General features: G+C 33.6%; 14 protein-coding genes and 1 pseudogene. 4 read left to right on the forward strand and 11 right to left on the reverse strand.

Features of this window, described 5'->3' with window-relative positions:
* The 3 genes from ABY905_RS07140 to ABY905_RS07150 all read right to left on the reverse strand — a co-directional run.
* Window positions 1-266 (reverse strand): hypothetical protein (locus ABY905_RS07140; protein ID WP_372642006.1); only part of this gene is annotated, 266 nt, incomplete at its 3' end.
* A 36-nt stretch (window positions 267-302) separates the two neighbouring features.
* Window positions 303-716: a hypothetical protein gene (locus tag ABY905_RS07145; RefSeq protein WP_372642008.1), complete on the reverse strand. Its 414-nt coding sequence runs from the start codon at window positions 714-716 to the stop codon at window positions 303-305.
* A gap of 67 nt (window positions 717-783) precedes the next feature.
* The gene (locus tag ABY905_RS07150) at window positions 784-1,722 is read right to left on the reverse strand and encodes a hypothetical protein (RefSeq protein ID WP_372642010.1); all 939 of its coding nucleotides are present in this window, start codon (window positions 1,720-1,722) and stop codon (window positions 784-786) included.
* Window positions 1,723-1,854: 132 nt separating this feature from the next.
* On the opposite strand from ABY905_RS07150, the gene ABY905_RS07155 reads away from it, so the two are divergent.
* Together ABY905_RS07155 and ABY905_RS07160 are read left to right on the forward strand one after the other, a co-directional pair.
* Complete coding sequence (locus ABY905_RS07155; protein WP_372642012.1) at window positions 1,855-4,008, forward strand: DPP IV N-terminal domain-containing protein; 2,154 nt, start codon at window positions 1,855-1,857, stop codon at window positions 4,006-4,008.
* Window positions 4,009-4,132: 124 nt separating this feature from the next.
* On the forward strand, window positions 4,133-5,464 hold the full coding sequence (locus tag ABY905_RS07160) for an MATE family efflux transporter (RefSeq protein ID WP_372642014.1): 1,332 nt from the start codon (window positions 4,133-4,135) through the stop codon (window positions 5,462-5,464).
* Window positions 5,465-5,479: 15 nt separating this feature from the next.
* Here the strand turns inward: ABY905_RS07160 and ABY905_RS07165 are convergent, their stop codons facing one another.
* From ABY905_RS07165 to ABY905_RS07180, 4 genes are all read right to left on the reverse strand, one after another.
* The gene (locus ABY905_RS07165) at window positions 5,480-7,285 is read right to left on the reverse strand and encodes a hypothetical protein (RefSeq protein WP_372642016.1); all 1,806 of its coding nucleotides are present in this window, start codon (window positions 7,283-7,285) and stop codon (window positions 5,480-5,482) included.
* Between the two features lie 180 nt (window positions 7,286-7,465).
* Window positions 7,466-7,915, reverse strand: a complete 450-nt coding sequence (locus ABY905_RS07170; RefSeq protein WP_372642018.1) for a hypothetical protein — start codon at window positions 7,913-7,915, stop codon at window positions 7,466-7,468.
* Between the two features lie 170 nt (window positions 7,916-8,085).
* Complete coding sequence (locus ABY905_RS07175) at window positions 8,086-8,667, reverse strand: peroxiredoxin-like family protein (protein WP_372642020.1); 582 nt, start codon at window positions 8,665-8,667, stop codon at window positions 8,086-8,088.
* 190 nt (window positions 8,668-8,857) lie between these two features.
* The gene (locus ABY905_RS07180; RefSeq protein WP_372642022.1) at window positions 8,858-9,271 is read right to left on the reverse strand and encodes an OsmC family protein; all 414 of its coding nucleotides are present in this window, start codon (window positions 9,269-9,271) and stop codon (window positions 8,858-8,860) included.
* A gap of 366 nt (window positions 9,272-9,637) precedes the next feature.
* Between ABY905_RS07180 and ABY905_RS07185 the strand changes: the two genes are divergently transcribed.
* Window positions 9,638-11,071 carry an ADP-dependent glucokinase/phosphofructokinase gene (locus ABY905_RS07185; RefSeq protein ID WP_372642024.1) on the forward strand — a complete coding sequence of 478 codons (1,434 nt, stop codon included), beginning with the start codon at window positions 9,638-9,640 and terminating at the stop codon, window positions 11,069-11,071.
* Between the two features lie 54 nt (window positions 11,072-11,125).
* Here the strand turns inward: ABY905_RS07185 and ABY905_RS07190 are convergent, their stop codons facing one another.
* The 4 genes from ABY905_RS07190 to ABY905_RS07205 form a co-directional block, all read right to left on the reverse strand.
* The gene (locus ABY905_RS07190) at window positions 11,126-11,548 is read right to left on the reverse strand and encodes a hypothetical protein (protein WP_372642026.1); all 423 of its coding nucleotides are present in this window, start codon (window positions 11,546-11,548) and stop codon (window positions 11,126-11,128) included.
* Between the two features lie 134 nt (window positions 11,549-11,682).
* The gene (locus tag ABY905_RS07195; protein WP_372642028.1) at window positions 11,683-12,684 is read right to left on the reverse strand and encodes an MraY family glycosyltransferase; all 1,002 of its coding nucleotides are present in this window, start codon (window positions 12,682-12,684) and stop codon (window positions 11,683-11,685) included.
* 717 nt (window positions 12,685-13,401) lie between these two features.
* Window positions 13,402-13,740, reverse strand: a complete 339-nt coding sequence (locus ABY905_RS07200) for a translation initiation factor (protein WP_372642030.1) — start codon at window positions 13,738-13,740, stop codon at window positions 13,402-13,404.
* A gap of 38 nt (window positions 13,741-13,778) precedes the next feature.
* Complete coding sequence (locus tag ABY905_RS07205; RefSeq protein WP_372642032.1) at window positions 13,779-14,114, reverse strand: TraR/DksA family transcriptional regulator; 336 nt, start codon at window positions 14,112-14,114, stop codon at window positions 13,779-13,781.
* Between the two features lie 281 nt (window positions 14,115-14,395).
* On the opposite strand from ABY905_RS07205, the pseudogene ABY905_RS07210 reads away from it, so the two are divergent.
* Window positions 14,396-14,845, forward strand: a pseudogene (locus ABY905_RS07210) (sulfide/dihydroorotate dehydrogenase-like FAD/NAD-binding protein); the annotation flags it as partial.

A 14,845-nucleotide genomic window follows, 5' to 3' on the forward strand; every position in this document is an offset into this window, starting at 1 on the left:
AGCTCTTTGTTCATTTCACTGCAAATACGAAGAACACGAACAGAGCGAGATGAGGTAACCTGGTTTCTCTTAGATCGCCTATTATTTCTATTTATAGTATCCTGATAATATTTATCGTATAAACTCAGATATTCTTGGGCCGAGTCTTGATCCAGTTGTCGATATAAATATTTTACAACCATTGCACGGCGTTTCTCTCCTGATCCTTCAGGATGCGCAATGATCGCGAATAATTGCATTAAAGCTTTTAGAATTCTTTCGCTCATGTATAAAGAAGAATTGTTAGGATTTAGGTCGTGGTATTACTGCTTGAAGCCAATCAGTAATAAAATTGATCCTGGCTTTTTCGTCTTGGAAATGTATTGAACTTTTATGGTACAGTTGAGCGTGCTTTCAAATTCAAAGTCCCAATATGGAGTAGAACCATATTTTACATTTGTAAATAAAACTCTATTCTCTTGATCGTAAATGGTGAAAATAAGTTGGCTACTTTTTTGGTTGCTAACACCTGCAATTCTATAATGATTTCCAGAATAGAATGTTGTGTGAAATTCGGCAGATTCTCCAGAGTTTAATTCAGCCTTGTATTCCTGTCCATCTGAAACAAATGGAGAGTGAAGGTATTTACTACATTCTGTCATTAAAGTATTGTCCTGAGCCAACGAGGTAAACGCTGTGGATACAAGTACAAGTAGAAATATATATATTGTTTTCATCTTTTCTAAATTTGTGTGAGGTAGAAGCATAAAGGACTATTCCTTAGAATAGTTTAATAAGCCCATTTTATTGAGTAATAAAAGTATGTAGCTTATCAATCTTATAAGTAATAACAGAAATTAATTTTGGAGTAATAATCAGTTTTGATTTGCTATTTATAACTGTAAGTTTCTTTTTGGGATAATCAATTGAGGGGATATATTCATATTCTTCAATAATTTCATCAAATGTGTAAGCTAACTGAATCAAGTTCTCAACTAAGTATTTATAACTTTCACTCTCCTGTGTATTGGGGATCAATAATTTTATAAGGTTTTCTAAAGGTCTTTTTTGTTCTGCAATTCGTTGCATTAAATCAGGATGAGGATTGTTTTTCATCTCTTGAGTAAGCACATATACCGATTCTATCCAACCACCAGCTAGAATTAAAGCGCCTGTCTCTTCTCGTTCGTTAGTTTTTAAATATTTATCGATATTTCTATATGTGTCTGATACGATTACCATAAGAGAATCACGATTGTCCATGTTTGCCTCTATTCTGTTTACGGTGCTCTGGTCTAGCACTTTGTATATGCCTAGGTCTAAAGATAAAATTTTGAGAACAGCAAAGTAGCTTGCTGCATCCTGTGTTTGTTGATAGATGTTGATATAGCCTAAATCCACACCATAAACACCGAAGTTTATAGCTCTGCTAAAGTTGGTTACATAATCTGAAGCCTTTCGAAAAGGGTTGAGTAATTCCTTATTATACGAAATCCCAGATTCATGTAAGATGAGTGAAATTTGATATGGAGATGGTAAGCTAAATAAGATATTATTGAAGTGGAAAACATTTCCACTCTCTTTTTCTGCTAGAATAGAAGACGCAACTAGATCCTCAATAAGCTGAACTTCGTCGGTTGTCTTTTCAGATGGTTTCCTAAAATAAAAGAGAGATGCAACTACAATAACTATTAAAAATATAATTACGAGTCTAATTCGGTTCTTAGAGGTTTTTTCTTGCATTATGCTTTACTTATAAATTTATATGGCAATTTAGTAAGAATAAGTTAGAAGTCAAATGCCATTTTATCTATTTTTAATACATTTGATGTCTTTAAAAATACGATTAACAGTAAAATATAAAATTCTAGACAAATGAAAAAAACGATCATTTTAGGAGCTATTTGTTTATTAGCACTTTGTGATGTTTCTGTTTATGCTCAAGATAAAGTTTTGAGTATGAAAGATGCTATCATTGGACAATGGCAAGATTTCTATCCTGAAAATATTTATAAATTAGATTGGCGTGCCGATAAGGATGAATATAGCTTCATTGAGAAAAATACTATAATGGTAGCATCGCCTAAGCTTGCAGCTAGAAAGCTTGTGAGTTTAGATGATTTAAACTCAGCCTTATCTGTTGATTCTATATCAAAATTAAAAAGAATTCCTGCTTTTTCCTGGGTTGATGGTAATACCATACAGTTTTGGGCTAATTCAAGTCTGATGCAATATAAGATAAGCGAAAAGAAAGCTCAGCTGGTTTTAAATGCAGATAGTAAGGCTGAAAATAAATCGTTTTGTGATACCAATAATAAGTTGGCTTATACGATTGAAAATAATCTTTACTTTGTTGGAAAAGATGGTGCCGAAGTTGCTGTAACTAAGGATTCTGATAAAAACTTTGTTAGCGGACAATCCGTCAGTCGTAATGAATATGGTATTGATGGTGGCATATTTTGGTCACCTAAAGGTGAATCATTGGCTTTTTATCGTAAAGATGAAACAAATGTGACTTCATATCCATTGGTTGATATTAATACCCGAGTAGGAGATTTACGTGAGGTAAAGTATCCTATGGCTGGTATGAGTTCTGAACTTGTATCTGTAGGAGTTTATAATTTAAAGACGTCTAAAACTGTTTGGATTGATGCAACTGATTTTGACAAGGAGAGATATTTAACCAATGTTTCTTGGGGTGCTGCAGGTAAATACATTTATATTCAGGTTTTGAATAGAGCTTCAAATCATATGAAGCTTAACAAATATAATGCTGCTACAGGCGAATTTGTAAAAACCTTAATTGAAGAAAAAGATGATCGTTGGGTTGAACCACAGCACAAATTAATTTTCCTTACAAATAAACCTAATCAGTTCATTTACCAATCGAATACGGCAGGTTATAATCATATGTTCTTGTATACAAACGAAGGTAAGTTGATTAAGCAATTGACCACAGGTGATTGGATGGTAACTAAAGTATTAGGTTTTGATAAGGTTGAGAAGAATTTATTCTTTGAATCAACAGAAGTAAGCCCTGCTGATCGCCATGTTTACAAGCTTAATATGAAGTCAGGCAAGCGTGTTCGTTTGACAAATGAAGCGGGATACCATAATGTAAAGGTTAGTAAATCGGGAGCTTATATCATCGATAACTACTCTAGCCTAAACGTTCCTAGAATTATTAATATTGCAGATTCTCGTGGTAAGTTTGTTAAGAACTTAATAACGGCAGAGAATAAGCTTAAGGAATACAATCTTGGTGAAATTTCATTGGGAACAATCAAATCAGCTGATAATAAAACGGATCTACACTATCGTTTAGTTAAGCCTGCCGATTTTGATCCAAATAAAAAATACCCTGTTGTTGTATACGTTTATGGTGGGCCACATGCTCAATTGGTTACTAACAAATGGTTAGGTGGTGCTCGTTTATGGGAGCAATATATGGCTCAACATGGTTATGTTGTTTTTACACTTGATAATCGCGGTTCAGGAAATCGTGGGAAAGAGTTTGAAGCAATTATTCACCGCCAGTGTGGTCAGCCAGAAATGGCCGATCAAATGAAAGGTGTTGACTTTTTAAAATCACAAACTTATGTCGATGCAGATCGTATTGGTTTACATGGTTGGAGTTATGGTGGTTTTATGACAATATCTCTTATCACAAATTACCCAGATGTATTTAAAGTTGCTGTTGCAGGTGGCCCGGTAATCGATTGGAAATGGTACGAAATTATGTATGGAGAACGCTATATGGATACGCCTCAGGAAAACCCGGAAGGCTATGAAATGACATCTCTAATCAATAAAGCAAAAGACTTAAAAGGTAAGCTTTTGATTTGTCAGGGAGCTATCGATAAAACCGTTCTTTGGCAACATAGTTTGAGTTTTGTTAGAGAGTGTATTAAAAATAATGTTCAAGTTGATTATTTCCCATACCCTCGTGCTGAGCACAATGTAAGAGGAATGGATAGAATTCACTTGAAGCAGAAAGTAAGCAATTATTTCGATGATTATTTGAAATAAACGAAATCTTAATACTTGATAAAAGCTCGCTTGCTAATTGCAAAGCGAGCTTTTTTATTTAGACGGAGTTTGAATATCACAGTTTTGAGATTACTTTTGACCGAAATATAAAATACAGAGAGAATTGAAAACAAAAATAGATCATAAGAGTATCTGGACAATTGCCTACCCGATTATACTGGGGAGTATTGCACAGAATATAATTTCAGTAACTGATACCGCATTCTTAGGTCACTTAAGCGAAACGGCACTTGGTGCAGCAGCTATTGCAACTATTTTTTATTTTGCCATAGTCATGTTGGTTTGGGGATTTGGTTTGGGAACTCAAATTGTAATCGCTCGTAGAGTAGGGGAGCAGAATTTTAAGATGGTTGGAAAAACCTTTATCCATGCTTTCTATTTTTTGATGTTTATAGGTCTTCTTTTGTTGGGTTTTATGGTAATACAATCGCCATCTCTATTAAAATGGATGGTCAGTTCCGATGCTATTTTTCAAGCCAGTAACGATTATATTTCTGTTCGTGCCTGGGGGATTCTTTTTGCATGTGTTAATCTGCTTTTCAGAGCCTTTTATATCGGCATTGCTAAAACTAAAGTAATCAGTTGGAGTACTGTATTCATGGCCATTGTTAATGTCTTTTTAGATTATGCACTTATATTTGGAAAATTTGGTTTGCCTGAGATGGGAATTAAAGGAGCTGCTTTAGCTTCGGTAATCGCCGAGTTTACAGCAATGATCTTTTTTATTATTTATACCTTTAAAAAGGTACCTCTGGCACACTATGATTTATTTCGTTTTTGCAAGATCGATTGGCCACTTTTCAATCGATTAATTAAGGTTTCCGTTCCGATAATGATACAAAACTTTCTAGCCTTGTCTTGTTGGTTTATCTTCTTTATTATGGTGGAGAGAATGGGAGAGCATGAGCTGGCAATTTCAAATATTATCAGAAGTATATATGTCTTACTAATGGTGCCTGTTTGGGCCTTTGGATCTGCTGTTAATACTCTAGTTAGCCAAGTTATTGGAGAAGGTTTTCCTGAAAAAGTCATGTTAATTATATGGCGAACAACTCAACTTTCTTTCTTGTCAGTATTTGCATTAGTGGGTGTTTCCATTTTTATCCCTGACTTGATTATTTCGATTTACACCGATAATGTACTTTTGATAGAACACACCCGTCCTGTGGTCTATGTTGTTTTTGGATCTGCCTTATTGTTTCCAATTGCTATAACCTTATTTCATGGTATTTCTGGAACTGGTAGAACCTTGCACGCAATGCTTTTGGAGATTGTGGTATTGTCTTTCTATTTAGGCTCAGTTTTTCTTTTAACACAAGTCTTTAAGGTATCAATTGCGCAGGTTTGGACTTCAGAATATTTCTATGCGCTCTTTTTAGGAGCAGCATCTTTCCTGTATTTAAAGTATGGGAAATGGCGTGGGGGTGTTGTATAAGTAGGTTGTGCGACTTTATTCAAAGTCGAGAACCTTAGGACCGTCTACGCTAAAATTGCTAAAGTTGGGACGATCTTCGCCTGATATACCATATTGAGGACTTGAAAAATCGCTAGGTGCTTTGGGGTATAGAGCAAAACGTAATTCGATTGTTTTAAATACAAGGTTCTCATTATTTAAGCGGATTCCTAAACCAACTCCATAGTACGCTTTGTTCTTAAAGGGATGATGTTGGTTACTGCCAATCGTTCCAATATCGAGGAAGTTGAAAAATGCAAATCTAAAACCGGCTGCCATAAAAGGCGTGAATGTCATATTCTCAAGCTTCAAAGTTAACCTTTGTGTACCTAGTGCTTCAAGGCTTGAAAATCCACGAATACCTGTTGGAGAGTTAAGCGTTATAAATTCCTCTGGGAAACGTCGGATGCCTATATTATAATTCAGCTCAACAAAATTACGAAAGCGATATCGCCCTGTTTTTCGTAAACGACTGATAAATTTGTTTTGTATGATTAAATTTCCCTGTTCGTAACGATCTCTATCGAAGTAGCCACCTAGTGCAAATTTTGTAAAAAAGTAAGCTTTTGTTTTATAAAAATGTGTGGCACGTTCATATTCAAAAGCTAAATACTTTCGGTAAGAAAACTCTCGATCTTCAAAACCTCCAGTTAATTGCATCAGGTAACCATAAGGGATATCCTCAGTTCTACCAAAATTGTAAATAAGGTTTGATTTGAAGTACTGAGTTTGATTAAGGGCTATACTGGCTAAATACATCCTTTTGTTGTGGAAGAATTTATTCAGGTCGGAATCAACTTTAGGACGCTTGAAAAAGTTCAATGACGAAAAGCCTAGAGTTGAAAACAGTTGAGTCTTTGCTAATTTCTTTGTTGATTTGAGTTTGTATGATCTTCCAAGCCATGCAGAAGCATAGTTAAAGTCTAGTGGTTCTTCGTTTAGTATGGGGTCATTAGGACTAATTTTATTAGAATGCATGGTTTTAGAAAGAGTTAATCCTCCTGCATACCTAGTCATGTAGGTTTCGAATCGTTTTTTCACAGCCAGTTCTATAAGCGATTTTTTGTAGTTATTACTAAAAGTAAGACCTGTGCTTATGCGTGAGTTTTTAATGTTTTGAATTTTATAGCTGGCTATATATCCCCAGGATTGACTTTTACTAGAATTATATTCAAAGCCTGATCTGATTTCATGTCCTCGACCATATAAGTTACGGTTGTAAAGCTCTATTGAGGTAGAGGTAATTGAACCAACATCTATATCGAATCCCCAAGAAAATTGATCTTTCACCAATAAGTACAGATCCACTAATTCAGATGAACCCATTACGGGGATCACTATAAATTGTGCATCCTTAATGTAGGGGAGATTACGGATTAATCGTTCATTTTCTGACGTGTTATAAGCATCTAAGGTGTCACCTTCTTTAAGATAAAGGAGTTTTTTTATATGACTCCGACTACTGGTATTATGAAGTTTGTTGGCTGTTTTTTCAAGCCAAATTCTAGTTTTTTGTAGAGAATCTAAAAAGTTGGGTTTGAATGGCGGTATAACATCAACGATAACCTTATTGATACGTTTCCCTTCGTAGGGTAGAAATACTTGGCCACTTTGTTCTCTTTTTTTATCAATGACTAATTCTTCTTTGTTAGGAGAAACAAAGAATAAACCATAAAGTTCTTTGGTTATACTGTTTTTGTAAGCTTTAGATTTGAGTTTTTTGTAGAAATCACGACCATCCTTTAACGTATCATCCTTTAGATTCCCATTAAGAGTGTTGGTGAATAGTGAATCTTCTGACACATGACTTATAATTTGCTCAAAAGAAATATTCGTAGGTCTTGGTGACTGGGCATGAGAATCTAACCAATTGTTGAAAATCAGTAGAACAAGGAAACAATATTTAATGCTTTGTTTTATACCTAAATGTCTTGGTTGTATTTAAAGATAGCAAAAATAGAGGATGAGATTGTGATATCGAATTTAATCTTTTGAATTCACAGATTTTTCATGAATCATCTTAAGTTGTTCGTCAGTCCACTGCCATTTATCACCAACTCTGATTTCACCAATAATCTGTTTTTTATTGAAAAATTCTAAGGTGGTAATGGCACTGCCAAACCCGTAGCGTTTTAATCCCAATTTAGAATTAAGCCCGTCATATTTAATTGTTTCTTTTCTTCTAAGAGCGATTAGAGTGTAGTAGAAAATAGAAAATTCCCGTTTTTCATCATCAAACTCTATCTGATAAAGGATTCTATTTCTCTTTATCGAAAGAAGTAGAATAAATATGACTATCAGTGTTAACTCATACACTAGATTAGGAGGCATGGAAATTAGAATAAGGATTTGGAGAATCAAGAAGAGGCTTAATTCACTTTTTATTCTCTTCCATAGAGAAAAGTCAGCATTATGAGGTGTGTAATTAGTCATACTTTAATTTTTTGCATAGTTAGGTCTTTTAACGGAATCTATACTTACTGAGCCATGTTTTGTTGAGCATTTAATTAGATGTAGATGCATCTCAATTATTGAATGAAAAAAAAACATCCTAATTCCAGTTGAAAAAGGATGTTTTGTGTTTCAGTGTAAGTCTCAATGTCTTAAAGTTGCTTTAAAATATCTTTTGCCGAAGATCTGTTTTTGTAGTTAGGATCGTATTGTAAGTACTTGATTTTTCCGTTTCGACCAATTACAAATGTCGCAGGAACTGGAAGTGTTTGGCTGGAGTTACTGTTGTCTTTGATTAGGTCAACACCATATTCCTTATACTTCACTTGTAGATTTTCAGGCAAAATGAAATCGACACCAAATGCTTTCATTATAGCATTATCCTTATCCCATAGTATAGGGAATTCAGCTTTTGTTTTTTCAACTGTTTTATTAATGTTTTCTGTTTTTTCAGGGGAGATAGCAACGATTTGGGCACCCGCTTTTTTGAAATCTTTAAGGTGATTTTGAAGTTCACTTAAATGACGATTACAAAACGGACACCATTGCCCTCTGTAGAATACCACAATGAGTTGTTTTTCCTTTAGAATATCTACACTCTTAAATTTTGATCCGTTTTGATCGAAGGATGCAAAATCAGGAGCTTTTTGTCCAATTTGCAAACTGCTTTCTGCTTTTTGAGCAAAAGTGTTTAAGCTGAGAATGGCTAATATACCAAATAATATACGTTTCATATTTTGTGATTTCAATAAATAGCAAACAAATCCCAAAGAGTTAATTTTCTCTTTTTTGTAAAAATATGAAATAAAAGACTGGTAACTCTTATATTGGTTCCGTTAATTGTTAATGTCGTGTTAAAGATCAAAAAAAATATCCCTCACCAATTAAGGCAAGGGATATTATAGTCCGGTTTAAGTTGTTTAATTATGCTTTTTGAAGACGCATAATTTTGTAAGTTGTGTTGACACCAGCTTGGTGGAAAAGAACACCTACAGGACACATCTTTAAAGTTTTCTGTAGACATGACTCGATTTTCTCATCGCTAGCATCAGTTTCAACTCTAAGTTCTACTTCAACATCAGTAAAAGTTGCTGCACCATCTTTTTGGTGACCAATAGTATCAACCTCAAGAGCCGAGAATTCAAATCTCATTTTTTTCGAAACAATATTAAAAATTGTATTCACACAACCAGAATAGCTCATCAAGCAAAGTTCAAAAGCAGTTGGACCTAAATCCTGCCCACCTTTTGCCTCTGGTAAATCAACTATTACTTCGTGTCCTCTGTTATCAGTAATTACTGAAGATATTCCTTGTGTCCAAGTTGTTGTAGCTTTCATAGGTTTAATTTTTTATACGGCTGCTAATAATAGATTTGATATCAAGTTTCACTGAGCCTTTAGTTTTTGAATGTTTAATAATATACAAGGCTACAAATATATTTAAATATCCAAATATATGGAGTTGTACTTGTGTGTTTTTTAACATTTAGTTTTATTAGGGCATTTTATCTTTATAATAAGTCTCGAAAGGAATTTAAAAGTCACATTTCAAACCTTTGCAGCGATTTTTAATGGCTTTTTATTATGAATTTTTAATAAACACTCCTAAATTGTATTTCTTTGCTTTTATCAAACTTCTAGAAGTCAGCTTTAATTGTATACTTTAGGTTAAAGTTGACTAAAATAAAAAACAAAATTATTGGCATGTCATACAGCGATTTAAAAGAAAAGTGGTTAGAACATTATAAGACAGCTCCAGCCCAATTAGAGAAAATGGGAGATGTAAAAGGTCTTATTAGTGCATTTAATGCAAATGTGGATGCAGTAATTAAGGTTAATGGGAAATTTATTGAGAGAATTATTGCTGAAAATAAGCTGGATCTAACCAAAATTGTTGGAGATGGAGAGAATTGTATTCAAACAAATGAGGATGCAATACGTGGGTTTTTGCAATGTTTCCAAGCGGGAAAAGCAGAAGAATGGTTAATTGAAGACAAAGCCGTTTTTAATTGGTTAAATGAAACAATTGGCTACGATAAACTTCAAATGGGGGGACAAGGTGGTATTGTTGCCAACGTAATGGCTGTTTGTGGTGTTGATTCTGTTTATGTGCACTGTGCATCTTCGCCAAAAGAACAATCTCAGCTTTTTTTAGATCTGGATAACCTTTTGACTGTTGATGATAATGGAGAAGTGGCTAAAGCTTCTAAAGTTGATCGCAAAAATGATTTACCCCTTATTCATTGGATTATTGAATTTGATAAAGGAGATGAAATAAATCTAAACGAAAGGGTTTATACTTGTCCAAAGGCCAATCGATTTATAGCGACATATGATCCTCTAAATTTTAAACTTCATATTGATGAGCATTTTTCTAAAAAGATGTCTCAGTCCGATATTAATCCGGAATATATTATTCTTTCAGGCTATCAAATGCTTCATGAAACGTTGAAAGATGGGAGTAAAGGAGCTGATAAGATAGATGCTTCAAAGGCTATGATAAAGGAATGGAGAAAGTCATGTCCGGATAACCTATTGCATCTAGAGGTAGCATCAACTCAGGATAAGGCTGTTCGTAAACATTTGATTGATTCTTTAGTTGAGAGTGTGGATAGTTTGGGTTTTAACGAGCGTGAGTTGATCGATATTCTAGAAGTCATTGGCGAAGATGAATTGGCTGAAAAATGTGAAGCGAATATCAATGCTGAGACAATGTTTGAAGGTATGCTTAAAATATTTGAATACACACAGTGTCCTCGAATGCAACTGCATATGTTTGGTTTATATTTGACCCTTCAGAAAAAGGGGTTTAAAGTTAGTCCAATGCAGAATCGTGATGGTATGCAATTAGCTGCGACTATTGCTGCGGCTAAAGCAGGAACTGGTGCTATTAATACAAAAGATGTTCTATTATGGGCACAAGGCCATCAAGTTTCGGATGTTGGACTGAATGAGTTGAGTAATCTTCAGAACCTAATAACAGCAAAGTTTGGAGAGAATAGCCTATTAGAAACAGGTATCTTCGAAAATGAACTAATTGAAGTTATTGCTGTGCCAACTATTCTAATTGAGAAACCAGTTACTCTGGTTGGAATGGGAGACACAATTTCTTCTGTATCTCTAGTGGGAGCAAGATAAAATGAAATCAGATTAAAATAGAAAAAGCTATTCCTAGGAGTAGCTTTTTTTTTATTAAGCTTTATTATCAAGTATCTCGCTAATCGTCCTAAGGCTAGTCGCAATTTCTCTCTTAAATGGATGATTAGGCATGATACCACTTTCTGCATCTAATCCATTTAAAATTCCCATCCAAATGGCACTTATGCCAAATCCAATAAGAATATCCTGTTTGTAGTTATGAATAAAGATACTTCTGTAGTCCTCGGTGAATTTATTGAATAAGACAGCTACATTAAAAGAGTACGAGGCATCCCTATTTTCACAATTTCTTGTGTGAAAATTTATTATATCTACAAAACCGGAGCTTAGTTTCTTAGCAGCAGAATAAATACTTTCTTTCTGTTTAATACTTATTTCCAAATCATTCAATCCTTGTTTGATTAACAGATTAATATCTTGAGTTCCTAAAGTGTCCTTAAGTAATATTGGGTCCATAGCTTTTCTTTAAATTGGAAAGCTAATTTACATTATTCTTTTAAATGATACAGGCTTATTTAGATTAATTTAAAAGATTGAATAGGAGGCAAAAAAAACGCCTCATAAGAGGCGTTGAAATATTTTAGTAAGAATTAAGCAGTTTGGAGTTCTCTGGCTTTCTTTCTGTGAAGTAAATGAGAAGGTAGCCATGAGAAAAAAGCACCAAGTAGTGCAACAATAACAAGCAAGCTTGGGTTTCCAATATCTCTGAGTGCAAATACGATCGCAATAAAAAGGATATTCACTGCCATAATTCGAATAGAAGCATGTACGTGTTTAAAACCTAAGCTAACCATACGGTGGTGTACATGGTTTTTGTCTGGCTCAAAGGGTGATCTTTTATTCTTAATACGAATAAACATGACCCTAAGTGTGTCAAATAAAGGAACGGCTAGAATACCTATAGAAACAGCTGGTGCTGATTTGATCGCATATTTAAAATCTGGGTAGATATTCAGTTCATTGAAATGGATCATTAAAATTGAGATTAATAATCCTAGAATAAGTGAACCCGTATCACCCATAAATATTTTGTTGTGTTTACCAAAGACATTGTATCGGAAGAAGGCTATTAAAGCACCCAAAAGACTACCTGCAAGGACAACATATTCGTAATGACCAGTGATGTAGAACCAAATACCGAATGCTAGAGTACATAGTCCACTAATACCTGAAGCTAAGCCATCAATACCATCAATTAAATTAAAGCCATTGGTAACTACAATAATCACAAAAATTGTAAATAGAATACTGACAACATAGTTCAGTTCATGAATGCCTAATATGCCATGGAAGTTGGTGAAGCGAATATCGCCAAGTATGATAATAATAAGAGCCGCAAAAATCTGACCTAAAAGTTTCTTTTTAGGAGAAATAGCCATGATATCATCTTTTACACCGAGTCCAAAAACGATTAGTGTTGCTGCAATAATATATTTAAGCTCATGAATTAGGAAACCATTACTAAATATTAGAATTGATAAAGCAAAACCAATAAAAATAGCAATACCACCTAAAGATGGAACAATAGCCGTGTGGGAAGAGCGATGATTTGGCTCGTCATATAATTTTTTCTCTTTAGCTATGTGTATCACAGAAGGAATAATCTTGTAACATACTATTAAAGAGAAAAGAAAACTAGCAATAATGTAGAAGTGGTGTGTGAACGGATACATAAGTATAGTTTCAATTTTCAAAAGACTAATACAAATGTATGAATTATATATGGAAACACAACTTGTCAAATCTGTCAAGTTTGTTTAATAGTATGAAAATGACGAATGAATGATTGAATAATTAGTGTTATTTATTAAGTCCTGTTTCTAAGTTGGAATTTTTGAATATTGAATATGAAATTGTGTTTATTTAAGGTAATCGTATAAAAAAACAGGGTTAATGTATTTTGAAATTCAAAGTCTAAATGTGATAATTGATTTTGCAATCGATATAAATTTTAGCATAATACTTTGCATGAAAAAATCCCTTTAAATTAATATGTTTACGACTTGTGTATATATTGTTTATTAATTCATTGAGCTTTTGTTTACTGTAATATATTCAGATTTAAAATTTAAAATGAATGTACATTGGGGATATGTAACAATCTGGAATTCAATTGTGCAATTCTTATAAAATCTTTTTGGTTTATATCTAGACTTATATGGCTGTGATGAAGTGTAGTTGGACTTAATAATGAATATGGAATTTAAGAGGAGAGTGAGAATTTGAAATTACTTACTAATATTTAATTCTATTTTAGGTTCTTCTATTTAAGGATTATAATTGTCTAAATAAAAAAAAAGAGTTGGACTTTAACCTCCAACTCTTTTAGTTTTGTAATTCTCCTTATTTAATATTTCAATAATTTTATCACGATGATCACCTTGAATGAGGATTTCGCGATTTTTAACTGATCCACCTACTCCGCATTTCGATTTTAGAAGTTTACCAAGGTCTTTTAAATCATCTTCACTTCCAATAAAACCAGCAACAAGTGTAACAGCTTTACCCTTGCGCTGTTTTTTATCTATCATCACTTTTAATACTTGCTGCTGAGGAGGGAGAGTTTCCGATACTTCTTCGTCGTCATATTCAAACGCATAATCAGGATTGGTTGAATACACGATATTTTTTTTATTTTTTTTTGCCATGATTTCGATATTTAAAGATGCAAATATAATGACTAATCTTAGCGACTAGCACAGGTAACACATTTTTTACTCTCTGGCATTAACATGATTCTTCCTAATGGTATTTCACGGCTGCAATTTACACATTTGCCAAACTCAGCATCGTCAACATGATTTAAGGCATATTCTAAAGCTTTCAGTTGAGTTTTTCTTTGTCGTAGAGCTGCTTCGTTTATACTTTTGTTATTAATTGCATCCATACGGCTTATTCTGCCTATTGCACAATCTGGTGAAAGGGGTTGAGTTAGATCAATAAGTTTAATGATGTCATCATTTAATTTTATAATTTTTTCTTTAATCTGACGTTTAATATCTTCTTTATTGATTGTTTGCATATCATTTATTGTATTGATGCTTTGTTTTTTGACACAGTAAGTAATTCTCTTTAAAAGTCACAATGATTAGAGAAATAAATCCTTATTTGACTTCAATTTAGATTCAAACTAAAATGTTTTAAGACAGTAAAAAAAAATCCATAAAATGAGGAGTGATTAACACTTACTCTTTACATTTGAGAACTGAATTAAAGTTGATGTTTCTGAATGAAAAACGTTATCATTCAGTCTTTTAATGTAGATTTAGGGTTAAAGATTTATTTATTTTATCATAGAAAGTGATGAACAAGATAGTTGAAAAAGAATATTTTTCAGAGAAAATCGTGAAAATCGTTGTAGAAGCACCTTTGATTGCAAAATCAAGGAAGCCTGGAAACTTTGTTATTTTACGTGTTGGCGAAAAAGGGGAACGTATTCCTTTGACCATTGCAGGAGCTAATGTAGAAAAAGGAACAATTGACCTGGTTATACAAAAAATGGGTGTTTCTTCTACTAAAGTATGTAATCTTGAGGTTGGTGACTATATCACTGATATGGTTGGACCTCTTGGTAAACCAACTGAGATTCACAATTTAGGAACTATTCTATGCTGTGGCGGTGGTGTAGGAAATGCACCTTTGTTACCAATTGTTGAAGCTTACAAAAAAGCTGGAAACAAGGTAATTACTATTTTGGCTGCTCGTAACAAAGATTTAATCATTCTTGAAGATGAAATGCGTAAGCATTCGGAT

The sequence above is a fragment of the Ancylomarina sp. genome (assembly GCF_041555295.1).
GTDB lineage: Bacteria > Bacteroidota > Bacteroidia > Bacteroidales > Marinifilaceae > Ancylomarina.